A 23,615-nucleotide genomic window follows, 5' to 3' on the forward strand; every position below is an offset into this window, starting at 1 on the left:
CAATCTCGAATTCCTTCGCCAGCAGCTACCTGCCTGGTTGCGTTCTGCTCCGCCAGCACTGTTGGCAAAGCTGAGTGTCAGCATGCGTGCCTGCGAGGCCAGTCGGGCGGCGCGGGCCCGCTTGCTGGCGCCACTGCAGTCGGTTCAGGTGTTTGCCCAGGCGCGATTCGACGAGGCGTTGCGTCGACGCTTCGGTTCAAGACTCAAACCTACTGGCGATCGTTTGATTCGCGTCAATCGGCTCATGGGTGGCTGGCAAGCCCCCGGTCTTAAATGGCTCTGGCAACGAAATTACACCGAGCAGGGATTGCTGCAAGCGGCCTTGCACAATTTCACTGCCGCTGAGCAGCAGAGTGATAGCGCCCTGGTCAGGATGTCATCCTTTCGGCATGCCGGTAGGCGAGTGCAGGGCGTCAGTGTTCTGGATTTCGTCAGGTTCTGCCGCGAACTGGATCTGGGTGGGCAGTATCAAAAACACATTGACTCGGTGTTCGATCCCGATGGCGTTGTCGGTATTCCCCAGTCGACCCGTGAGCTGTTCCGCGAGTGTGACCGTTACGCCTTGCAGGTCGATGCTCATGTGGCGCTGATGCGCGGGGCAATCAGCGCGGCAATGTACAAGCAAGTGCTTGAAATCAGTGAGCTCAAGACCGGGATCCAGGAGCAGGGCGTGCCGCTACGGCTCAAACGGCTGAAGCTGGCGGGGATCGAACTGCGTGGGGTCAGTGTCTTCGAGTTCAGTTTTCAGCCGCTGGGGCATCTGGCCGCGATTCAGCGGTCCTGGGTCCGCTTGCTGGTGCACATCCCCCAGGACCCGTTTTCACCCCTCAAGGAGTACGCCGGTTGGGATGAGTTCGAGCAGGACCTGGCCGGCAAGCTCTCCCGGGACAGCTACCGGCAGTTCTTTATGCGTTTGGCATTGCGTCGTCAATGGCCGGAGCTTCATACGCAGCTGCAAAACCGGCTGTTTGAACAGCGCAATGGCCAGCGAGTGGCGCTGTCCAGTCCGTCCTTGGCGCTGGATGCCATCCTGCGGCCGGAGCCGCTGTTCGAGGACTTGTTCAATCAGTGCCTGGAGCAGCTTCAGGATGATGCCCGTTTCATCGCGGTGCCCACCGCAACGCTGGATGCCAGCGAACGCCAGGCCGCGCTGGACAAGGCGTTGGAAATTGGCCTGGATGTGCTGGGTCTGGCGGCCTTTGTGGTGCCAGGTTTAGGTGAGGTGCTGTTCGGGGTGGTGGCCAGTCAATTGATGAAAGAGGTGTTTACCGGGCTGGATGATTGGGCCGAAGGTGATCGTCATGAGGCGTTCAATTGCCTTACCCATGTTGTTGGCGAAGTGGCCGGGCTGGCGGCCGGAGCAGTCGTTGTCGGCACGGCGGCAACGCTGGTACGCAACTCGGCGCTGTTCAAGGCGCTGGCCCTGGTGAGAAAGGACAATGGCGCGCTACGTCTTTGCTTGCCTGACCTTAAGCCCTATGCCCTTGACCTGGACTCGACGATTGCCGGGACGGCGTCCGAGCAAGGTATTTACCAGATCGGTGAACAACAGGTTGTGCGCATCGAGGACAGTTTCTATCGCGTCGAGCAAGACGCCGAGACGGGGAGCTGGCGCATTCGCCATCCCGTGCGCAGTGGCGCTTGGGCGCCGGTGCTGGAGCACAATGGCAAGGGCGCCTGGCGCAGCCGCTTTGACAGTCCACACCGCTGGCAAGGCAGTCAGTACCTGTTTCGTCGCCTGGGCCCCAGTGTTGAAGATCTCGGCGATGAGGAGGTAACTTCGGTACTCGCCGTCAGTGGTGCCGATGAAGCACAGTTGCGTCAATTGCATCTGCATCGGCTTCCACCCGGCGGGGCTCTTGTGGACGCCTGCGAGCGGGCGCGGCTGCAGCGGCGCCTGCAGCGTTTTAGCCAGCAGTTGCAAAACCCGGCAGCCGTAGCCGATGAAAGTTTGTTGATGCGCGCGTTGCAACTGATGCCTTCTTCGGCGGATGAGCCGGTGCCGCAAGGGCAAGTGCAGGAGTGGCTCAAGGCGAACTGGCGGCGATTTTTCGAGCACTGCCTGGCCGCCGAGCGGCCACCTGCATCGTCGCTGGTGGCGCGTGATTTCCCTGGCCTGGAGCCGGCCATGGTCGAGGAAATCGAAGCCAGTGCCACCAGCGCTGAGCGCTTGCGCATGGCTGACAGCCGTCGTGTGCCCCTGCGGCTGGCCAGGCAGGCGCGGCAAGCTTTGAGTGAGACACGGCTGGCGCATGCGCTGGAGGGGTTTTTCTGGCCGCAAATGGCCAACACTGATTGTGACAAGCTGCTGCTGCATATGCTGATGCAGGACCCGCGCTGGCCTGCGGCGCTGGAACTCGGTATCGAAGGGGTAGGTCCTGCGGTGCACGGCCCGACCCTGATCCGCCGAGGCGACCTGTACATCGACGGTCAACGGCCTGAAGCTGCGCCTCGCGACCTGCTTGAGCTGGCGTGGGAACTGGCCGGGCTGGACGTTGCAGAAGATCTGCCGGCCTTGCGCCGTCAGCTTGGCGTACAGGCCGGTGCACAGCGGGCCATGGTTGGACGCGTATTGGGGGGCGTACATGAGCGGTGGTGGACGCCGCTTCAGCGTTTTGCCGATGGTCGCCTGGGCTATGCCCTGAGTGGGGGCGGGGCACGGCTCCCGGTGTCACCCCGTTCCATTGAAGAAGAAATCCTTGAGCTTTACCCTGACTATTCAGCTGAAGAGATCGCCGCTTACCTTGAGCCCTATCGTGCTCGACCCGCCGAGGCCCGCGCGCTGTTGCAGCGCCGTCGCGAAGAGTTGCAAGGGCTGCAATCCGGGCTGCGGCGCTGGCAAGGTGCTTCAGTGGACAGTGAGCAGGCGCTCGGTCGCCAGCAATTCAGCGAGCGCCTGGTCCAGGCCTGGCGTCACCAGTCGCTGAGCATACGCACGCCATTAGGGCGAACCCTGGGTTATCGCCTGGATCTGGGAGGCCTGATGGTTGGCGAATTGCCCGAGTTGCAGGCGGTGGACCTGCATCATGTGCTGGAGCTGGACATGGCAGGCATGAACCTGGCGACCGTGCCGGCGGAGTTTCTCGCCCACTTTGGCCGTCTTCGTTATCTGGATCTTTCCGGTAATGAGCTGGCCCTGATTCCGCCCGCAATCGAAAATCGCCTGAGCCTGCAAAACCTGCGCATGAGCAACAACCGGATTGTGCTTGATGCCCGCGATGCCGCGCGAATAGGTGATCTTTTGAATCTGGACAGCCTCCACCTGGAGGGCAACCCTCTGGGCATCCCGCCCGATGTGAGCAGGCTGCCCCAGCTACGTATCCTGACCTTGAACAATACCGAGATCACCCGCGTGCCGGAAAGCCTGCACGATCGCTCAAGGCTGGAGTGGGTCGACCTGAGCGACAACCAGATCAGCCAGTTGCCCGAACACTTCCTTGAAGAACCACGCAGTTTTTTGCGCATGATCGAGCTGGAAGGTAATGCATTGACCGACGAGCAGTATCGACGGCTACGTCGGCTACAGGCGCCGCCGACGCCTGTGCGGTTGCCGGGCGGTGATGCCGCACAACAATTCTGGACTGCTCCGGCGTCTGCCAACCGCCAGCTTGTCGAGTATTGGCAGCGACTGCGCAACGAGCCCCAGGCCGGCAATTTGATGACAGTCCTGGAGCGCTTGGCCCAGACCGTCGAAGCGCAGGAGCAGTCAGAGTCGATGCGCACACGGGTCGCGGGGATCTTGCATTACGCCGTCGAAGGGCCGATGGCCGAAGACCTGTTGCGCTTTGCCGGTGATCCGCAACAGAGCATAGGTCATCCGTTGCTGGCGTTTGAGAATCTGGAAAGCAGGGTTCAAGGGCATCGCGCCTTGCTGGATGCCTTGCAGGAGCACGGGCCGCGACAACTGCTGGATTTCGCCCGGGCCTCCTTCAATCGTGAGGAGTTGCGGCGCTTTGTGATCGATCAGGTGCTGCTGGAGCCCGAACTGTTTGCGCGCAGAGACGAGTTGCAGTTGCTTTACCAACAAGAGCTGTACGGGCGGCTTGCGTTGCCGGGCGATGCCCGGGATCTGATCCTCACCGATCTTGCCCTTTCAACCGCGCAGCTCGACGCGGCGCTGGCCCATGTGCAAGGGGCGCAGGTACAGGCGCGCTTGCCGCGCTTCATGACCAGGCAACCGAACTGGGTCGAGTACCTGCATCAGCGGCATGCCTCGGCGTGGCTTGAACTGGATACCCGCTTCAATCAGCTCAGCGCTGCGCAACGGTTACGCGAGGCCAGCCTGCCCGAGGCCGAACGTTTGCAGCTTGAACGCGGCCGGCAGTTGCAACAGGCGATGGATGAGGCCGCGCTGTTGCTGCGGTTGACCCGCGAAGCGCTGGGCATACCGGCTGCCCCCGGTGGCTGATCGGTCATGAGGGCGGCGGGGAGCTTGATTGGGGCGGTTGTCCACGGATGTGTGTATAGCGCTCGATCATTCGTTCAATCTCCCCGGACGCTTTTAATCGCAGCAAGGCCTGCAGGATGCCTTGGACCGGCAAGGCCGGATCGTTACGCACCAGGCAGGCCAGGGTCTGCTCCTCGACCACAGTCAGCGGGCGCAGTTGCTGCTCAGAAGGGAGTTGCCGGTTGAACCAGTCAAGCGACAGCTGGTTGCTGATGGCATAGTGGTAACGGCGGGCGTGCAACTTGTTCAGCACCAACAGTTGATTGCGGCTGTCCTCGCGATGCAAATGGCCGCTGGCAAACAGCGGTTCGATGGTCGAGTAGGTGTAGCCGAGCACGGTGCCAATGGCCTGGGGCGCCAATTGCGTGGGCGTCAGCGGCGGTGTCTGGTCGGGTTGACCGACCAGCCAGTCGCGTTGCTGAAACAGCGGCAGGCTCCACAAATAGGCATCCGAGGTAGTGTTCAGCCAGGACTGGGCAACATAACAGCGCACATCGACATCGCCGTTGTCCATGGCTTGCTGCAGGCGCAGGCGCGGGAGGACGTGAAATTCGGGGTGATGCCCGACCTCGCGGGCAACAGCGAGCATCAGGTCATGCAAAATACCTTCGACCGGCTGCTCCTGCTCCACCCGAATCAGCGGCATGGTCCAGCTCTCGGCCACCGAAAAGCGCAGCACCGGTTGCTGCGCGAAGCTGGCAGAACTGATCAGCAGCAGTGCACCCACGATTCGCCACATGCTGCATCCTCCCTGATGCCGGCCCGCCTGACAGCTTAGCCGAGATCGGCAGGGTGCAATTTTGCCCCCGCTCCGCTACGATTAGCGGTCTTCAGCTTGCAGTCGCGACGGTTTTCGATGAGTTATCAGGTTCTTGCACGTAAATGGCGTCCGCGCTCGTTCCGCGAAATGGTCGGCCAGACCCATGTGCTCAAGGCCTTGATCAACGCGCTGGACAACCAGCGCCTGCACCATGCCTACCTGTTCACCGGTACCCGCGGTGTGGGCAAGACCACCATTGCGCGGATCATCGCCAAGTGCCTTAACTGCGAAACCGGCATCACCTCGACGCCTTGCGGTACCTGCTCGGTGTGCCGGGAGATTGACGAGGGGCGCTTTGTCGACCTGATCGAAATCGACGCCGCCAGCCGCACCAAGGTCGAAGACACCCGCGAGCTGCTCGACAACGTGCAGTACGCACCGAGCCGCGGGCGCTTCAAGGTCTACCTGATCGACGAAGTGCACATGCTCTCCAGCCACTCGTTCAACGCCTTGCTGAAGACGCTGGAAGAGCCGCCGCCCTACGTCAAGTTCATCCTCGCCACCACCGACCCGCAGAAACTGCCGGCGACCATCCTCTCGCGCTGCCTGCAGTTCTCGCTGAAGAACATGACCCCCGAACGGGTCGTCGAGCACCTGAGCCATGTGCTCGGGGCCGAAAACGTCCCCTTCGAAGACGACGCCCTGTGGCTGCTCGGCCGCGCCGCGGACGGCTCGATGCGCGACGCCATGAGCCTGACCGACCAGGCCATCGCCTTCGGTGAAGGCAAGGTGTTGGCCGCAGATGTGCGGGCGATGCTCGGCACTCTGGATCATGGCCAGGTGTATGGCGTACTGCAGGCGTTGCTCGAAGGTGACGCCCGGGCCTTGCTCGAAGCCGTTCGTCATTTGGCCGAGCAGGGGCCGGACTGGAACGGCGTGCTCGCCGAAATGCTCAATGTGCTGCACCGCGTGGCCATTGCCCAGGCGCTGCCTGAGGCAGTTGACAACGGCCAGGGCGATCGTGACCGGGTGCTGGCTTTGGCCCAGGCATTGCCGGCCGAAGATGTGCAGTTTTATTACCAGATGGGCCTGATCGGCCGTCGCGACCTGCCATTGGCACCAGATCCGCGTGGCGGCTTTGAAATGGTCCTGCTGCGCATGCTGGCGTTCCGCCCCGCCGACAGCGACGATGCACCGAGACCGGTGCTAAAGCCGGTGGGGATCAGCCAGGCCACAGCTGATTCTGCAAACGCGGTGGCAGTAGCCCCCCAGGCTGCGCCAGCCATGGCGGTTGCACCGGTGCCTGTGGTTGCTGAACCGGAACCGGAACCCGTTGCAGAGCCAGAGCCCACCCCTGTCGGGGTCTCTGCGCCTGAGCCGGTGGTCGATCTGCCCTGGAACGATCCTGTCGCCGTCGAGGTCGAGGTCGAGGTCGAGGTCGAGGTCGAGGTCGAGGTCGAGCCTGAACCGCTTGTCGTTGAAGCGCCGCCGGCGCCGGTTCAGCAGGCAACCGCAGTGGATATGCCGACGCCCGACGACGGTATCGGCTACAGCCCGGCCGGCATGGACCGCGACGACGAACCGCCGCTGGACGAAGATTATTACGAGCCGGAAATGGACCCGGCCAGCTACAGTTATCTGGACGAGCTGGCCATCGAGCATGCCCACGAAGTCGACGCGCCACCGGCCGAGCCCTTGCCGGCCGCGCAACCGGCCACGGGGCTGGCGCTGAAATGGCTGGAATTGTTCCCGCAGTTGCCGATTTCCGGGATGACCGGCAATATCGCCGCCAACTGTACGCTGATCAGCGCCGAAGGCGACGACTGGCTGCTGCACCTGGACCCGGCCCACAGCGCCCTGTTTAACAGCACGCAACAGCGGCGCCTGAACGATGCGTTGAACCAGCACCTGGGCCGTACGCTCAAATTGACCATCGAGCTGATTCGCCCGGAGCAGGAAACCCCCGCCCAGGCCGCAGCCCGCAAACGCGCCGAGCGCCAGGGCCTGGCCGAGGCCTCGATCGAGGATGATCCCCTGATCCAGCAGATGATCCAGCAGTTCGGCGCCATGGTCCGCCACGATACGATTGAACCTGTCGACGCCCCGGTTGCCCAGGGCGAGTAACGGAAAAACAGCAGCGGCCCGGGCCCGATCCTCGCCGCACCCCGTAAGCTAATAGTTGAGGTGAACCCCATGATGAAAGGTGGCATGGCCGGCCTGATGAAGCAGGCCCAGCAGATGCAGGAAAAAATGGCCAAGATGCAGGAAGAACTGGCCAACGCCGAAGTGACTGGCCAATCCGGTGCCGGCCTGGTCAGCGTGGTGATGACCGGTCGTCACGACGTCAAGCGCATCAGCCTGGACGACAGCCTGATGCAGGAAGACAAGGAAGTGCTCGAAGACCTGATCGCCGCCGCCGTCAACGACGCGGTGCGCAAGGTCGAAGCCAACAGCCAGGAAAAAATGGGCGGCATGACCGCCGGCATGCAGTTGCCGCCGGGCTTCAAGATGCCGTTCTGAGGCGGTCGCAGCGTAAATAAAAGCCAGGCTATTGCCTGGCTTTTTTCTGCTCAGTCATAACTCATCAGAAATGTCGCCCGGCCTGGCGCGGAGCCTGGGGTTACCCGGGATGCGGTTTGCACATACTGCGCGAGCAGGGGTATGCGATGCGTTATCGGGCCTGCTCCGACCGTACCGCCCGGTTGCCGGGTGCCCAGCACGATCGGGGTGTTGTCGCTACGCAACAAGCGAATGCCGATGCCACGTGCAGTAGCGTGACTGGCCAGGCTGATGATGGAGGTCTGGTTGCCCGGGTTGCTGGCGTCGCTGACGGTATAGCTGACGTTGAGGCGGCTGCCGCTACTGCCGCCGGCACAGTTGAGGCGGATTTCAAGTGGCTGGGGTGCGGTAACCTTGCCAACAGCGTCGAAGAACCCTGCTGGATGATCCCGCAGGTTAACGGGGATGGTTTTCGAACCGGGGTCGACGGCGCAGGTGGGATCGGCCGAAACAACCTCTACTCGGGTTTGCACCATCGTCAGCCTGGCGGTATTGGCCGGGATATGATGCGGCTCAAAGGTGTGGCTAATGATTGTCTGGGGGAAAAACAGCACCCCACTGGTTACCGGTCCGGTCTTGATCAACTGCAGTCTGTACCAAGGCGTTACGTCGGTAGTGCCGGCCGAATGTGGGATGGTAGGAACCGGCCAGCTGAAAAAACGACTGGCGCCGGTTTCGGAACCGGTGATCTTGATACCGATACCCTCCAGGTTGGTTTGATGAATGCCCTCACCGATGTGAGTGAAGCCCTGGGTAAAGCCGGCGCGCTGCCCATGGGCGGCTGAGCAACGGTAGGCCATGCGTGTCGCGAACCGGGTGTTGCTGTCATAAATCACCGTGCCGACCGGGTCTGCGGCAGACACCATCAATCTCGAGTCTATGGTGATAAACGCCTGAGATGGTGTTGAGCCGATATGTACACAGCTGGCGGCGCTGATACCGCTGTGGGCCAGCAGCAACAATCCTGTAGCGCCGGCGAGGCGCGCGGGTAGAGAACAAAACATGGGCAGGTCTCGGCGGGTCAAGGGTGGGCTGGGGGTGCGAGGCAAACGGAGTGAATGTTCTGTGGTGCAGCGTTCGCGGCTTTTTTCGTGGCGGCGGGCAGGGCATAGGTAATTCGGCAGTTGCCTGCCAGGCCGCTGTCCCAGCGCACGATCAACTCACCTGCATCCTGCAGGCCGCGGACAAACAATTGGCTACCCTGGCCCACCGCGCCCAGCTCGTTACCTTGGCTATCCAGTACTGCGGCGCCAAACGGCAGCGGCTGGCCATCGGCCTGGCGGGCATGGATGACGGCCGAACGTCCGGAGCGGGTCTGGAACACCAGCAACGCAATGGCGCCGGCGCGCGGCACGGTCTGCTGGCTGCTCGATTGCAGCTCGACATCGGTCGACAAGCCCTTGGGGTCAATGGCAACCGTATTGCGTTGGTAAGGCGTAAGGTTCGGGACGACCGCGTAGCCGCTGCTGTCGACTTTCAGCGCGGAAGCCGAAATCACCCGAGCGCCATCGGCATCTTTGGCCTGAATCAACCCGAAGGTCTCACTCAAGGGTTGCGACAAGGTCATGCCATCGGCGTGGGCGACAATGGCGCCGCGCAGGCCGAGCGAGGCTTGTGAGGTACGCCGGCCCTGACTGATCGATGCACTGAGTTCGGCGGCAGAGCCGCGGTACAGTACATTGCTGCTCAGCGTATGGTTGTTCAGGCCATCGGAGCGATCCTGGCTGGCGGTGATGCCATAGTTGACCTGCTGATCGGCACTGAGGGCGCCGGTGAGCGTGGCCTGGGCCCGGCTGTTGCCTCTGCCGTCCCTGGAAATACTGCTGCTGAGGCTACGCGCGCGTTCGCCGCCCAGGGGCAGGGACAAGCTCAGGGAATAGGTGTTGTCGGCGCGCCCGAAGCGGTCACGTTCCCTGGTGCTGCTGAGGGTATAGCCCAGCGTCTTGTAGTGATTGCTGTAGCCGATCGAATAGTTGACGTCGCTGCCGGCATGGTCCCAATAGCTGGATGCCGAGGCACTCAAGTGCAACTGTCCATAGTGCTCGGCCAGCGGTTGCGCCAGCGACAGGGTCGTGCGGTTGCGATGACGCTGGTGGCGCTGATCGCCTGCATCGCGCAGGAACTGGCGGCTCAACTGGGCGTCTTCCAGGCCATAAAAGCCGCGGGTCGAGTAGCGATAGGTCGCCAGAGCGATTTGTGTGTCGGTTTCACTCAGGGTCTTGGCGTAGCTCAGGCGCAGGCTCTGGCCTTGCTGGCTGCCGAGCCCGGGCAGATGGGTGCGGGCCTGGGTGAGGTCGGCGCCGAACGCACCAAGCTCGGTGTTCAGGCTGCCACCGAACAAGGCCGAGCCATACCCTGATGCCAGGGTCATGCCGCTGTAGGTGCTGACCAGGTTGTTCAGGCCATATTGCCAGGTGCCTTCGACAAATACCGGGTCACTGTCCAGTGCCTGATTGCGCAGGGTGCCCAGGGTTGCACTGAAGCGACTGGCACCGGCGCGCAAGGATAACGGAACAGCAGCGTACGGCACGGAGAAGCTATGTTCGCGGCCGTCGGCCTCGGTTACCGTGACCTCCAGATCGCCACCGTAGCCGGTTGCATACAAATCATCGATTTCGAAGGCGCCTGGCGCCACAGTGGTTTCATGCAGGGTCACGCCGCGTTGGCGGACCACCACCCGGGCATTACTGCTGGCAATCCCGCGGACTACGGGGGCATAGCCGCGCTGCGAGGCGGGGAGCATACGATTGTCGCTGGCCAGGCGTATGCCGGTGAAACTCAATGAGTCGAACAGCTCGCCCGAGGTGTAGCTTTCGCCCAGGGTCAGTTGCGAGCGCCAGGGCGTGATATCGCGTTGGGCATAGCTGGCAATGCTCTGATAGCGCTGCTGGCCCTGGTCGCTCCAGTTCAGTGAACCGTCATGACGCAGGCGCCATGGCCCGATGTTGAGCCCGGCGCCCAAGCCCAGGTAGGTCTGGCGCGAATTATCCTGATTGCGGTGCCGGGTGCTGTAGTTGTTGAGGTTGTAATTGAGAAAACCCGCCGTTATGCCCTCATCCCATTGCGCCGGGTCGACTGTTTCACGCGCACTGCGCTTGACCGCGATTTGCGGTACCGACAGGTACAGGCGTTGGCTGGCAAAATCCAGACGGCTGCTGGCATCGTCAAGTGCGCCGTCCAGGGGGATGCAGGTATCGACGGCAAGCAGCTGCTGTTGCGCCTGCGGGCTGAACTTGCTGATATCCAGGCCCAGACGCTCCAGCAAAGCGTTGTCGAAACAGGCCAGGGCTTCTTCTTTACCGGGCCAGGCCTTGAAGCTGAGGTTCATGCGCCCGTGCCAGTTATCGTTGACCAGCACATCCACGCTGTAGGTTCCGGGGCTTGTGATGTTGCGTCGCTGATAGCGCGAGAGGTCCACGGGGGAGGTACTACCGTTGCCCAGAAACGCCGGTTCAAACTCGACAAGTGCGGACGAAGGTGTGTCGGCCATGACCGGTACTTGCCAAAGCAACAGGCTGGCCAGGCCAACGGGTAATCGGCTTACTAACGAAGCTGAGCTTTTTCGATGCGAGCGAAAGTGCAATAACATTATCGTCATTTTCAGAAGTGCCAATAGTAAACCTGGGCACGCACGAAAACTTCGAGACCGCCCGGAGTGTCAGATAAGGAGTAAGGCTATGGGCTGGGTGTAGTAGCCGTCACTGCACTTAGGGGCGCGCTATTGTTATGGCCTGCGCCATAATCATTAATGCTGGTAAAGTTGATGGTTGCGCTTGGATTAATAGGTGCCGAAGGGCTGAAGTGTGCCAGCGAATAAGGTGCAATATAGCCGGTGCCCAAGGACGTCGACTGGCCGTTGAATTCGACTTTTATTTCCCCGAGATTGACAAAGTAGGCCGTTGGGTTGCGGCCAACCAGCGTGTGCGGCTTGCCGTCCTGGCCAGGCGCTCGGTGCCAGGTTACCAGGGCGGGTGCGTCCTCGGGCTTGCCTGGCAGGCCTTGTGGGCGGTACAGCAGCTTGATGCGGGTACGAAAGGCCAGTTGCAGGACGTTGCTGTCTTTGGCTTTTGGGGGGACTTCTAACATGTTGAACCAGAAGATTGACTCTCGATCACTGGCCATCGGGCTGCCGGTGTGCAACAGGCGAATACTCTGCCCTTGAGCAGGTTCGATGCGGGCCAGCGCCGGCGTTACGGTAAAGGGGACCTGTAGAGTCTCGGGTGCTGCTCGGGAATCGCCATCGTCTACCCAGACCTGAACCAGGCTGGGGTCTTTGCCATTGTTGAGGAGGTTGACGGTAGCCTCGCGCTCTTGTGCCGCAAAGATGATACGGGTGCCGGTAATTACAACGCTGGCATGCGCGGGTGCGCTGGCCGCCAGTAGCGCGAGGGCAGCCAGCAGGAAGGAAGAAAAGCGAGTCATGAAAGCGATATCCGACCTGATTGGGGGTAGCAGACGCGCAAGGCGCGCCTGCTGGTTCATTACGGCAGATTGATCACGTACTGAACGCGGGAGTTGGCGGCACCCGGGGTGACCGCTGCGGCGGAAGCGTAGTACTGGCTGGTGTAGCGCAGGGTCGCAGCGCCATCTACCAGTTCTACGGGGACAGTGTTTTGGCCACCGCTTACCCCGCCGATAATGATCGGAATGCCCGCCTGGTTGAGCAGTTGGTACTGCACGCCAGTTGCGCTGGTAGGACCGGCATCCATGTTCAGTCGGCCGTTCTGCACATTGGCGCCGCCCAGGAACTCGATGTCCACTTGGCCGCTGGTGCCAGCGACACAGTTGGTCAGGGAGATCTCGAAGGGGCGAGGTTGGGCGATACTGCCGACAGTAGTGAATTCGGTGGTATGCGCCGGGCTCATGGCAACAGTGAAGTTCTGGCCGCCAGGGCCGCCGTTGATGGTGCAAGTGGTGCCCGAGATGCTGCCGGTGAAATCGATCAGGCCATCAGTTGCCTGGGCATTGAGGGTGACGCCAGCCAACAGAGGTAAGGACAGGGCAAGAGCGAAAATGCGTGTGTTCATTTTTTTTCCAACTGGATTAATTAAGATTGCGCGTTGATAAGTAAAATGAGGTGTTGCATAGACATATTTACTTGCTTTTGAGCGCCAGGAAATTATGCGGATTATTTGTTTGGCTGGATGTAGGAAGAAGGGTGGTGATGGCGGAGGGAACTTAGCCGGGTATTGTAAGATTGGGTGTTTATAGAAAGGAGTGAGGCAGGAAGTGTTAGAAAGGGGGTGGTATGCTTTATGTGATGTAGGCAATATTACTGTTAGCTTGAAAGAAACATTAGCTTCTTACGCGGCTAGTCTTAATGTCTGTAAGATTTGACGTTGCCCAGTCGGGCAGGTATAAACCGCCTTCACTTGTATCAAGGCCTTTTCCCATGAGTTTCAGTCCACTTATCCGACAGCTGATCGACGCGTTGCGCATCTTGCCTGGCGTCGGACAGAAAACCGCCCAGCGCATGGCCTTGCAGCTACTTGAGCGCGATCGCAGTGGCGGTACCCGGCTGGCCCAGGCCTTGAACCAGGCCATGGAAGGGGTGGGGCATTGCCGCCAGTGCCGGACCCTGACCGAGCAGGAGCTGTGCCCGCAGTGTTCCGACACGCGCCGGGACGACACGCTGCTGTGCGTGGTAGAAGGACCGATGGATGTCTATGCCGTCGAGCAGACCGGCTATCGCGGCCGTTACTTCGTGCTCAAAGGGCACTTGTCGCCGCTTGATGGCCTGGGCCCGGAAGCCATCGGCATTCCGCAACTGATGGCGCGGATCGAGGAGCAGGGCAGCTTCACCGAAGTAATCCTGGCCACCAACCCGACGGTGGAAGGTGAAGCGACCGCCCATTACATCGCCCAGTTGCTGGCCGACAAAGGTCTGGTCGCGTCTCGCATCGCCCACGGTGTGCCATTGGGCGGTGAGCTGGAACTGGTCGACGGCGGCACCCTGGCGCATTCGTTCGCCGGGCGCAAACCGATCTCGCTGTAACCCTGGGTCTTTAATCGCGGGGCAAGCCCGCTCCCACAGAACCTTAGCCTGTGGGAGCGGGCTTGCCCCGCGATGCTGTCAATACTCGCTCAGCGAGAACTCGGTCAGGCAGAAGGTCGGCACACCCACGTCGTTCAGGCGCTGCGAGCCGCCCAGCTCCGGCAGATCGATGATCGCCGCCGCCTCATATACCTGCGCGCCCATGCGCCGTACCAGTTTGGTGGCGGCCAGCAGGGTGCCGCCGGTGGCGATCAGGTCATCAAAAATCAGTACCGAGTCGCCTTCGCAGAGGCTGTCGGCGTGCACTTCGAGGAAGGCTTCGCCGTACTCGGTCTGGTAGCCCTCGGCGAGCACGTCGGCCGGCAGCTTGCCTTGCTTGCGAAACAGGATCAGGGGTTTGTTCAACTGGTGGGCGATGATCGAGCCGATCAGAAAGCCGCGCGCATCCATCGCGCCGATATGGCTGAACTCGGTTTCAACATAGCGTTCGATAAAGGCATCGGCGACATGGCGCAGGCCCCGCGGCGACTGGAACAGCGGGGTGATGTCGCGAAAGATCACGCCCGGCTTGGGGAAGTCCGGTACGGGGCGGATCAGGGCTTTGAGGTCGAAAGTGGCGCTGGGCATGGGCGGGTATCCTGAGAAACGAATGCCCGCCAGTATACCTGTTATCCGCGGGGTCAGCTTTCCAGCGAACCACCGGCCAGGGCGCACAGCTGAATCGGGTCAAGGATATGGATTTCCTTGCCCTCGGCCTGGATCAGGCCGTTCTGCTGAAAGCGCGTGAACACCCGTGAGACGGTCTCGACCGCCAGGCCCAGGTAATTGCCGATTTCGTTGCGTGACATGCTCAGGCGGAACTGGTTGGCCGAGTAACCACGGGCGCGGAAGCGCGCCGAAAGGTTGACCAGGAAGGTGGCGATGCGCTCGTCAGCGGTCTTTTTCGACAGCAGCAGCATCATTTGCTGGTCGTCGCGGATTTCCCGGCTCATCACCCGCATCAGCTGGCGACGCAGCTGTGGCAGTTGCACCGACAGCTCATCCAGGCGCTCGAAAGGAATCTCGCACACCGAGGTGGTTTCCTGGGCCTGTGCCGACACCGGGTAGGCTTCGGTGTCCATGCCGGACAGGCCGACCAGTTCGCTGGGCAGGTGGAAGCCGGTGATCTGCTCTTCGCCGCTGTCGCTCAGGCTGAAGGTTTTCAGGGCGCCGGAGCGCACCGCATAGACCGAGCCAAAATTGTCGCCCTGGCGGAACAGAAACTCGCCTTTTTTCAGCGGACGCCCGCGTTTGACGATTTCATCCAGTGCATCCATGTCTTCCAAGTTCAATGACAAGGGCAGGCACAGAGGCGCCAGGCTGCAATCCTTGCAATGGGCCTGGTTATGGGGGCGCAGTTTAACTGGCTCGGACATTTCTTCAATCCTTGTGGGAAAGCACACATAAGCCGTAAGGGTAACCCAGGCTAGGGTGTTTCGGCCAGCTTGGACAATTGTGCCGAGGCCAGGCGGGACAAGACTGCGACAAAAAACCTCAGATAACCCGGGAGAAACGTTGGCGGTTGTGCAGGTCCAGGTAGGCATCGAAGACCATGCACACCGATCGCACCAGCAGTCGTCCGGCGGGCAGCACCTTGATGCTGTCGTTGCCTAGTTCGATCAGGCCATCCTTGTGCATGGCCTGCAGGGCGGGCCACTGGTCGTTGAAATAGCCGCGAAAGTCAATGGTGAAATCCCGCTCGATGGTTGCGAAGTCCAGTTCGAAATGGCAGATCAATTGCTGGATCACCGCCCGGCGCAGGCGGTCATCCTCGCTGCAGATCAAGCCGCGGCTGGTCGCCAGTTGAGCGGTGGACAAGGTGTCCTGGTAGGTGTTGAGGTCGCTGCTGTTCTGGCAATAGAGGTCGCCGATCTGGCTGATGGCCGAGACCCCCAGGCCAATCAGGTCGCAATGCCCGTGGGTGGTGTAGCCCTGGAAGTTGCGCTGCAGGGTCGACTCTTCCTGGGCAATCGCCAGCTCGTCATCGGGCAGGGCGAAGTGGTCCATGCCGATGTACACGTAACCAGCGGCGGTCAGTTGCTCGATGGTGTTGTGGAGCATTTCCAGTTTTGCCGCCGGGGCCGGCAACTCGTTGCTGTCGATGCGCCGCTGGGGCATGAAGCGTTCCGGCAGGTGCGCATAGTTGAACACCGAGAGGCGATCGGGCTGCAGCTTGATCACTTCTTCGACGGTGCGGGCAAAACCTTCCGGGGTCTGCTTGGGCAGGCCGTAGATCAGGTCGAGGTTGATCGAGCGAAATTGCAGGGTGCGCGCTGCTTCGATGATCGCCCGGGTCTGCTCCAGGCTCTGCAGGCGGTTGATCGCCCGCTGCACAACCGGGTCGAGGTCCTGCACGCCGAGGCTGACGCGGTTGAAGCCGAGCTCACGGAGCAGGCCCATGGTCGACCAGTCGGCCTCGCGCGGGTCGATTTCAATGCCGTAGTCGCCGGAGTCGTCATCCAGCAGGTTGAAATGCTGGCGCAGGTGGGCCATCAGCTGGCGCAGCTCGACGTGGCTGAGGAAGGTCGGGGTGCCGCCGCCAAAGTGCAACTGCTCGACGGTCTGCTTGGGGTCCAGGTGGCAGGCGATCAGCTGGATTTCCTGCTCCAGGCGCTGCAGGTAGGGCGCGGCGCGGCCACGGTCCTTGGTGATGACCTTGTTGCAGGCGCAGTAGTAGCAGATGTTGGCGCAGAACGGCACGTGCACATAGATCGACAGTGGGCGAACGGCACGACGGCTGTCACGCAGGGCGTGCAGCAGGTCGAAGGAGCCGACTTCGCTGTGCAGTTGCACCGCGGTCGGGTAGGAGGTGTAGCGTGGGCCGGCCAGGTCGTAGCGGCGAATCAGGTCGGAGTCCCAACGAAGAACGTCGAGCATGCGGGCAGTCCCCAGAAAGAGCAGCAGTGTCCGGAGTCTAGGGAGTGCCGGGCAAACCCGTGTTGATTTGTATCAACGCCGCTTCAGTGGCCCATCAGCCAGTGCTGGTGTGGCCCTGGCAGGGTCCACAGGCCAAACAGCATCACCAGCACGCCGCCGGCGATACGCACGCCCCGCTGGCGCAGCAGGGCGCTGGTGCGTTCGGCGGCAAGGCCGGTGGCCAGCAGTACCGGCCAGGTGCCCAGGCCGAAGGCCAGCATCAACAGCGCGCTGTCGGCGGCATTGCCCTGGCTCGCGGCCCAGAGCAGGGTGCTATACACCAGCCCGCACGGCAGCCAGCCCCACAGGGCGCCCAGCAGCAGGGCGCGCGGCAGGCTGGAGACCGGCAGCAGGCGGTTGGCCAGCGGCTGTATATACCGCCACAGGCCCCGGCCCAGGCCCTCGATACGGGTCAGGCCGCTCCACCAGCCGGCCAGGTACAGGCCCATGCTGATCAGCAACAGCGCCGCCAGTACGCGCATGGCGGTCGCCACCGGGCTGTTGGCCACCGCCCAGCCGGCCAGGCCGAGCAGCAGGCCGGCCAGGGCATAACTGAGGATGCGCCCCAGGTTGTAGGCCAGCAACAGGCGAAAGCGGCGGCTGCGTTGCTCCTTGGGAATGGCCAGGGTCAGCGCGCCCATCAGGCCGCCGCACATGCCCAGGCAATGGCCACCACCGAGCAGGCCGAGAATCAACGCCGAGCTGAGCAGGGGCAGAAGTTCAGTCACGGGGCGGGGTACCGTCGTCGGGTTTCTTGCCGTCGGCCTCGTCCATGGCTGCCTGGTGCTGCGGGTCCTGGTCGTCGAAGAGGATGCTGTGGGCCGGGCCGTCGAGGTCGTCGTACTGGCCGCTGTCCACCGCCCAGAAGAAGATGTAGATGGCGATGGCGACGATCAGCAGGGCCGCCGGGATCATGATGTAAAGCGCGGGCATGGGGGCTCCTGGTCAGGCCGTCGCGGGATGCGTGGCAGTGGCTGGCGCATGGCTGGCCGGCAGGCCGCTGACGCGGGTCAGGCGCAGGGCATTGAGGACCACGATCAGCGAACTGACCGACATGCCGACCGCCGCCCAGATTGGCGTGATCCAGCCCAGTGCGGCAAACGGCAGCATGACGCCATTATACGCCGAGGCCCACAGCAGGTTCTCGATAATGATCCGCCGGGTGCGCCGGGCCAGGCTGAAGGCCTGGACCAGGGCGTCCAGGCGGTTGGACAGCAGCACCGCGTCGGCGCTGGTCTTGGCCAGGTCGGTGGCCGAGCCCATGGCGATGCTGATGTCGGCCGCCGCCAGGATTGGCACATCGTTGACCCCGTCGCCGAGCATCAATACCTTGCGCCCTTGCTGCTGCAGGGCCTTGAGCTGCTCCAGCTTGTCGTCCGGGCGCAGGCTGCCAATGGCCTGGTCGATCTGCAGTTCGGCGGCCACGCTGTGGACCATCGGCGAGCTGTCGCCAGACAGCAGCAGGGTCTGCCAGCCACGGGCGCGGCAGGCCGCCAGCAGGTCGGCGGCATCGCTGCGCAGGCGGTCGTCGAGGACGAACCAGGCCAGCGGGCCTTGCTGGTCACCGAGCAACAGCCATTGCCCGGCTTCGTCTGGCATCGCCGGTGTGGGGGCGCCGCTGAGGGCGCAGACAAAGCCGGCTTCGCCGATGCGCAGCACGTGCTCGCCTACCTTGCCTTCAAGACCCAGCCCGGGCATTGCCTGAACTTCGTCGGCAGCCTGGCTGGCGCGGCCAAAGGCGCGGGCGATGGGGTGCTCGGAGCGGTTTTCGAGGGCGGCGGCGAGCATCAGGCAACGATCGGCGTCGGTGTCGCGCAAGGGGCGGATTGCGCGCAAGGTCAGGCGGCCTTCGGTGAGGGTGCCGGTCTTGTCGAAGATTACCGTGTCGATCTGGTTCAGGCCTTCCAGCACGTGGCCGCGGGTCAGCAGCAGGCCGAGCTTGTGCAGGGTGCCGGTGGCGGCAGTCAGCGCGGTCGGGGTGGCCAGCGACAGGGCGCAGGGGCAGGTAGCGACCAGCATGGCCAGGACGATCCAGAACGCCCGCGACGGGTCGATCTGCCACCACAGCAGGCCGATGGCGGCGGAGGCGATCAGGGTAAACAACAAGAACCACTGCGAGGCGCGGTCGGCGATTTCCGCCAGGCGCGGTTTTTCCGACTGTGCCCGCTCCAGCAGGCGCACGATCGCCGACAGGCGAGTGTCCTGGCCCAGAGCCTGGACCTCGACGGTCAGCGCGCTCTCGACGTTGAGGGTGCCGGCGGTGACTGCGTCGCCAGCGCTGCGTGGTTGCGGCAGGTACTCGCCGGTAAGCAGCGACTCGTCGATGCTCGACTGGCCACTGACGATGCGCCCGTCGGCGGGGATCACGTGGCCTGGCTGGATCAACACGCAGTCTTTGAGGCGCAGTTCGCTGAGCAGGATCCGCTCGCTCTGCCCGGCCGCGCCCAGGCGCAGGCACGAGGCCGGCAGCAGGTTGACCAGTTGCGCGGTAGCGGCGGCAGTGCGCTCGCGGGCGCGGCGCTCAAGGTAGCGTCCGGCAAGCAGGAACAGGGCGAACATGCCCACGGCGTCGAAGTACAGCTCGCCGCTGCCGGTGATTGCGGTCCAGATCCCGGCACCGTAGGCCAGGCCGATGGCCAGCGATACCGAGACGTCCATGGTCAGGTGGCGGGTACGCAGGTCGCGGGCGGCGCCGCGAAAGAACGGTGCGCAGCTGTAGAATACGATCGGCGTGGTTAGGAACATCGCCACCCAGCGCAGGATGGTGTGCAGTTCCGGGCTCAGGTCGATGTTGAACTCCGGCCAGGTGGCCATGGTTGCCATCATCGCCTGGAACCACAGCAGCCCGGCCACGCCCAGTTGGCGCAGGGCGGTGCGGTTCTCGCTGGCCAGTTGTTCGGCGGCGCGGTCGGCCTGGTAGGGGTGGGCGGCGTAGCCGATGTGGCGCAGCTCGGCGAGCAGCTTGGACAGCGGCAACGCACTGTCGGCCCAGCTCACCTGCAGGCGGTGGTTGGACAGGTTCAAACGCGCCTCGGCCACCGCCGGCAGGTTGCGCAGGTGCTTTTCGATCAGCCAGCCGCAAGCGGCGCAACTGATGCCTTCGATCAGCAGGGTGGTTTCGGCCAGCTCGCCGCTGTGGCGCACGAAGGGCTTTTGCACATCGGCGCGGTCGTACAGGGCCAGTTCGTCGACCAGTTGCTGGGGCAGGGCATCGGGGTTGGCGCTGGCTTCACTGCGGTGCTGGTAATAGCTTTCCAGGTTGCCGGCGACGATGGCTTCGGCCACCGCCTGGCAGCCCGGACAGCAAAACGCCCGCGGCTGGCCAAGCACCACGGCGGTGAAGTGGCTGCCGGCGGGCACGGGCAGGGCGCAGTGGTAGCAGGGCGTGGGGCTGGTCATGGTATCAGTCGCAAGGTGTGGTGTTGGGCTTATCGCGGGTCAAGCCCGCTCCCACAGGGATTCATTGCACCTGTGGGAGCGGGTTTGACCCGCGATAAGCAACGACTCATTTCTCGAGGTGTTCAGCCCCTTGCAGCGCCTCGTCACCGAGTACCAGGGTCTTGTCGTGAGCGACTTCTTCTTCCTCGAACAGGCGCCAGACATGCGCGTCCTGGCTGCCCAGCAGCTCGACGAAACGCCGGCCCTCGACCTTGTCGCCAAGCTGGCCGAGGTAGCGGCCGGCTTCGCTGTCGCTGCGGGTCAGCATGATCTTGCGGTCCTTCTCCGGCTGGGTCGGCGAAATGAGGTTCAGCTCCAGGGTTTGCGGCTGGCTGTTGCCGGTCAGGCGCAGGTCGACTTCACCGGTCAGCGCGTCCAGGTGCACGCTGGCCTTGAGGTTGAGGGTCTGGGCCAGCAGCTCGCGGTCCAGCGAGCGGTTGATGCCTTTGCCGGCCTCGTAGTAGTTGTCGTTGACCAGGTTGTCCGGGTTGTTCACCGCGATGGTCACCATGGTCAGGCTGAGGGTCACCGAGGTGGCCAATACACCGATGATGATCCACGGCCAGAGGTGCTTGTACCAGGGGCTTGCGGCAGTTGCAGAAGGCATGGGCTCAGTCTCTTATCGAATTTGCGGGCCGATGAAGCGGCTCTTGGCTTCAACCTGGGTGGCGCTGTCGTCAGCGTCCTTGAGGGTGAAGATGACTTCGTTGGTGGTCGACGGCAGTTGCTCCGGCGCCATCGACAGTTGTACCGGCAGGCTGACGATATCGCCGGCCGCGACGCGGATTTCCCGTGCGCCCTCAAGCTTGAGGTCAGGCAGGCCGCCGGCTTCGAGCACGTAGACGTGGTCGCGCTGGTCCTTGTTCATGACCTTCAGGCTGTAGACGTTCTCGATCCGCCCCTGGGCGTTCTCGCGGTACAGCACGCGGTCCTTGCTGACGTCGAAACCGACCAGCGGACGCATGACGAACGCGGTAGTGAGCAGGCCGATCATGGTCAACAGCACCACGGCATAACCGATCAGGCGCGGGCGCACCATGTGGGTCTTTTGCCCCGACAGGTTGTGCTCGGTGGTGTAGCTGATCAGGCCTTTGGGGTAGTTCATCTTGTCCATGATGGTGTCGCAGGCGTCGATGCAGGCGGCGCAGCCGATGCACTCGATCTGCAGGCCGTCACGGATGTCGATGCCGGTCGGGCACACCTGTACACACATGGTGCAGTCGATGCAGTCGCCCAGGCCCTTGGCCTTGTAGTCCAGGTCTTTTTTACGCGGGCCACGGGTTTCGCCGCGGCGCGGGTCGTAGGAAACGATCAGGGTGTCTTTGTCGAACATCACGCTCTGGAAGCGTGCATACGGGCACATGTACACGCACACTTGCTCGCGCAGCCAGCCGGCGTTGCCGTAGGTGGCCAGGGTGAAGAAGCCGACCCAGAAATAGGCCCAGCCGTCGGCCTGGCCGGTAAAGAACTCAATCACCAGCTCGCGGATCGGCGAGAAGTAGCCGACGAAAGTCATGCCGGTGACAAAGCCGATGCTCAGCCACAGGCTGTGCTTGGCCAGCTTGCGCAGGAATTTGTTGCCGCTCATTGGCGCCTTGTCGAGCTTCATGCGCTGGTTGCGGTCACCTTCGGTGACTTTCTCGCACCACATGAAGATCCAGGTCCACACGCTTTGCGGGCAGGTGTAGCCGCACCAGACGCGGCCGGCGTAAACGGTGATGAAGAACAGGCCGAAGGCGGCGACGATCAGCAGGCCCGAGAGCAGGATGAAGTCCTGAGGCCAGATGGTGGTGCCGAAAATGTAGAACTTGCGCTCCGGCAGGTTCCACCAGACGGCCTGGTGGCCACCCCAGTTCAGCCATACCGTACCAAAGTACAGCAGGAACAGGACGGCGCCGCCGACCATGCGCAAGTTGCGGAACACGCCGGTGAAAGCGCGGGTGTAGATTTTTTCTCGGGAGGCGTAGAGATCGACGCTGCTGGTGTCTTTACTGGCAGGCGGGGTGACGTCATGTACCGGAATCTGCTTGCTCATCATTGAGTCCCACGGCAGTGGAGAAGTGCCGCGGCCAGTACCTGCCGGCCGCAGTCGAAAGCTTGCTGCTCTAGGGCGCATGATACGCCTGTCCTGCCGCCAGGGGGGAGGGGTGCGACCTTTGGCCGCGTTGGGGAATCGCGGTTAATAGTGTATTGGCCTGTGTCAATTGACACAGGTCATGGGTCGGGGCAGGGTCTATAAAAAAGCCCCGGCAGTTTCACTGACGGGGCTTTTGCCAGCTGGGCGAATTACTGCGCTTCAGCGGTTTTCTCAGGCTGGTGCGACAGGCTGTAGACATAGGCGGCCAGCAGGTGGACCTTGTCGTTGCCCTGGATTGCTTCCTGGGCAGGCATCTGGCCCTGGCGGCCGTAACGGATGGTCTGCTGCAGTTGGGCGAAGCTCGAACCGTAGATGAACGCGGTCGGGTGGGTCAGGTTGGGCGCGCCCATGGCCGGGGTGCCCTTGCCTTCAGGGCCGTGGCAGGCCACGCAGTTGGCGGCAAACAGCTTCTGGCCGTTGGCCGGATCCGCCTTGGCATCCTTGGGCAGGGTGCGGCCATCGAGGTTGGTCAGCACGTAGGCAGCAACGTCGGCAACACCTTGTTCGCCGATGACTTCGGCCCAGGCCGGCATCACCCCGTGACGACCGCCCATGATGGTGGCCTTGATGGTTTCCGGTTCGCCGCCCCAACGCCAGTCGTTGTCGGTGAGGTTGGGGAAGCCGTAGGAGCCCTTGGCGTCGGAGCCATGGCACACCGCGCAGTTGGAGGCGAACAGGCGCCCGCCCATCTTCAGCGCTTGTGGGTCCTTGGCCACTTCTTCAATAGGCATCGACGCGAATTTGGCGAAGATCGGCCCGAACTTGGCGTCCGAGCGGGCCATTTCCTTTTCCCACTCGTGCACGCCGGTCCAGCCGGCCTGGCCGTTGGCAAACTCGGTTTTCTTGTCGTTGTCCAGGTACTGGTAGCCCGGCAGGATGCCTTTCCAGTTACCCAGGCCCGGGTACAGCACCAAGTAGCCGAGGGCGAAAACGATGGTGCCGACGAACAGCATGAACCACCATTTTGGCAGCGGGTTGTCGTACTCCTCGATGCCGTCGTAGGCGTGGCCCACGGTTTCTTCAGTGGTTTCGCTGCGCTGGCCCTTGCGGGTGGACAGCAGCAGCCAGGTCAGGGCGAAGATGGTGCCCAGACTCAAAACGGTGACGTACAGACTCCAGAAGGTAGTCATTCGTTGTTACTCCTAGACGCTTTCGCTTGCGCTTGCTCGACGTGCTTGCTGGCTTCGGGATCATCCGCGAAGGGCAGCATGGTCGCTTCGTCGAACTCGGACTTGCGCCGAGAACTGAACACCCACAACGCCAGGCCGATAAAGGCCACCATCACCACGACGGTGCCCAGGCCACGAATCATCCCGATATCCAT

At 62.6% G+C, this 23,615-nt stretch carries 19 protein-coding genes; 4 read left to right on the forward strand and 15 right to left on the reverse strand.

Going from position 1 to position 23,615, the window contains the following annotated elements; all coding sequences use genetic code 11:
• The first annotated feature begins 82 nt into the window (after positions 1-82).
• On the forward strand, positions 83-4,408 hold the full coding sequence (locus LOY34_RS08250) for a dermonecrotic toxin domain-containing protein (RefSeq protein ID WP_195883403.1): 4,326 nt from the start codon (positions 83-85) through the stop codon (positions 4,406-4,408).
• Between the two features lie 4 nt (positions 4,409-4,412).
• Here the strand turns inward: LOY34_RS08250 and LOY34_RS08255 are convergent, their stop codons facing one another.
• Positions 4,413-5,186, reverse strand: coding sequence for an ABC transporter substrate-binding protein (locus tag LOY34_RS08255; protein WP_045200451.1), 774 nt, complete (start codon positions 5,184-5,186; stop codon positions 4,413-4,415).
• A 117-nt stretch (positions 5,187-5,303) separates the two neighbouring features.
• Between LOY34_RS08255 and dnaX the strand changes: the two genes are divergently transcribed.
• Positions 5,304-7,331 carry a DNA polymerase III subunit gamma/tau gene (dnaX, locus tag LOY34_RS08260; protein ID WP_258664551.1) on the forward strand — a complete coding sequence of 676 codons (2,028 nt, stop codon included), beginning with the start codon at positions 5,304-5,306 and terminating at the stop codon, positions 7,329-7,331.
• 69 nt (positions 7,332-7,400) lie between these two features.
• Positions 7,401-7,727: a YbaB/EbfC family nucleoid-associated protein gene (locus LOY34_RS08265; protein WP_010226011.1), complete on the forward strand. Its 327-nt coding sequence runs from the start codon at positions 7,401-7,403 to the stop codon at positions 7,725-7,727.
• 50 nt (positions 7,728-7,777) lie between these two features.
• Here LOY34_RS08265 and LOY34_RS08270 read toward each other — a convergent pair whose 3' ends face one another.
• From LOY34_RS08270 to LOY34_RS08285, 4 genes are all read right to left on the reverse strand, one after another.
• A complete protein-coding gene (locus LOY34_RS08270) occupies positions 7,778-8,770 on the reverse strand; it encodes a fimbrial protein (protein WP_195883405.1) in 993 nt (330 codons plus the stop codon).
• 17 nt (positions 8,771-8,787) lie between these two features.
• Positions 8,788-11,256, reverse strand: coding sequence for a fimbria/pilus outer membrane usher protein (locus LOY34_RS08275; RefSeq protein ID WP_195883406.1), 2,469 nt, complete (start codon positions 11,254-11,256; stop codon positions 8,788-8,790).
• 185 nt (positions 11,257-11,441) lie between these two features.
• Positions 11,442-12,188: a fimbria/pilus periplasmic chaperone gene (locus tag LOY34_RS08280; RefSeq protein ID WP_195883407.1), complete on the reverse strand. Its 747-nt coding sequence runs from the start codon at positions 12,186-12,188 to the stop codon at positions 11,442-11,444.
• Positions 12,189-12,247: 59 nt separating this feature from the next.
• On the reverse strand, positions 12,248-12,793 hold the full coding sequence (locus LOY34_RS08285) for a fimbrial protein (RefSeq protein WP_045200457.1): 546 nt from the start codon (positions 12,791-12,793) through the stop codon (positions 12,248-12,250).
• A 365-nt stretch (positions 12,794-13,158) separates the two neighbouring features.
• On the opposite strand from LOY34_RS08285, the gene recR reads away from it, so the two are divergent.
• The gene (recR, locus tag LOY34_RS08290) at positions 13,159-13,761 is read left to right on the forward strand and encodes a recombination mediator RecR (RefSeq protein WP_045200459.1); all 603 of its coding nucleotides are present in this window, start codon (positions 13,159-13,161) and stop codon (positions 13,759-13,761) included.
• A gap of 78 nt (positions 13,762-13,839) precedes the next feature.
• On the opposite strand, the gene LOY34_RS08295 is transcribed toward recR, so the two are convergent.
• The 10 genes from LOY34_RS08295 to LOY34_RS08340 form a co-directional block, all read right to left on the reverse strand.
• Positions 13,840-14,388, reverse strand: a complete 549-nt coding sequence (locus LOY34_RS08295) for an adenine phosphoribosyltransferase (RefSeq protein ID WP_045200461.1) — start codon at positions 14,386-14,388, stop codon at positions 13,840-13,842.
• A 53-nt stretch (positions 14,389-14,441) separates the two neighbouring features.
• Positions 14,442-15,176 carry a Crp/Fnr family transcriptional regulator FnrA gene (gene fnrA, locus LOY34_RS08300; RefSeq protein ID WP_010226003.1) on the reverse strand — a complete coding sequence of 245 codons (735 nt, stop codon included), beginning with the start codon at positions 15,174-15,176 and terminating at the stop codon, positions 14,442-14,444.
• A gap of 118 nt (positions 15,177-15,294) precedes the next feature.
• On the reverse strand, positions 15,295-16,677 hold the full coding sequence (hemN, locus tag LOY34_RS08305) for an oxygen-independent coproporphyrinogen III oxidase (RefSeq protein ID WP_093385431.1): 1,383 nt from the start codon (positions 16,675-16,677) through the stop codon (positions 15,295-15,297).
• A gap of 83 nt (positions 16,678-16,760) precedes the next feature.
• Positions 16,761-17,444 carry a sulfite exporter TauE/SafE family protein gene (locus LOY34_RS08310; RefSeq protein WP_195883408.1) on the reverse strand — a complete coding sequence of 228 codons (684 nt, stop codon included), beginning with the start codon at positions 17,442-17,444 and terminating at the stop codon, positions 16,761-16,763.
• A complete protein-coding gene (gene ccoS / locus LOY34_RS08315; protein ID WP_010225999.1) occupies positions 17,437-17,649 on the reverse strand; it encodes a cbb3-type cytochrome oxidase assembly protein CcoS in 213 nt (70 codons plus the stop codon). The genes LOY34_RS08310 and ccoS overlap by 8 nt, the downstream gene beginning before the upstream one ends.
• Before the next feature lie 12 nt (positions 17,650-17,661).
• Positions 17,662-20,115, reverse strand: a complete 2,454-nt coding sequence (locus tag LOY34_RS08320; protein ID WP_093385420.1) for a heavy metal translocating P-type ATPase — start codon at positions 20,113-20,115, stop codon at positions 17,662-17,664.
• Positions 20,116-20,221: 106 nt separating this feature from the next.
• Complete coding sequence (locus LOY34_RS08325; RefSeq protein WP_045200468.1) at positions 20,222-20,761, reverse strand: FixH family protein; 540 nt, start codon at positions 20,759-20,761, stop codon at positions 20,222-20,224.
• A 12-nt stretch (positions 20,762-20,773) separates the two neighbouring features.
• Positions 20,774-22,189, reverse strand: coding sequence for a cytochrome c oxidase accessory protein CcoG (ccoG, locus tag LOY34_RS08330; protein ID WP_045200470.1), 1,416 nt, complete (start codon positions 22,187-22,189; stop codon positions 20,774-20,776).
• A gap of 251 nt (positions 22,190-22,440) precedes the next feature.
• Positions 22,441-23,421, reverse strand: coding sequence for a cytochrome-c oxidase, cbb3-type subunit III (gene ccoP / locus LOY34_RS08335; protein ID WP_045200473.1), 981 nt, complete (start codon positions 23,419-23,421; stop codon positions 22,441-22,443).
• The gene (locus LOY34_RS08340; RefSeq protein ID WP_010225992.1) at positions 23,418-23,615 is read right to left on the reverse strand and encodes a CcoQ/FixQ family Cbb3-type cytochrome c oxidase assembly chaperone; all 198 of its coding nucleotides are present in this window, start codon (positions 23,613-23,615) and stop codon (positions 23,418-23,420) included. The genes ccoP and LOY34_RS08340 overlap by 4 nt, the downstream gene beginning before the upstream one ends.

The sequence above is a fragment of the Pseudomonas sp. B21-009 genome (genome assembly GCF_024749345.1).
In the GTDB taxonomy this organism is placed as follows: Bacteria; Pseudomonadota; Gammaproteobacteria; order Pseudomonadales; family Pseudomonadaceae; genus Aquipseudomonas.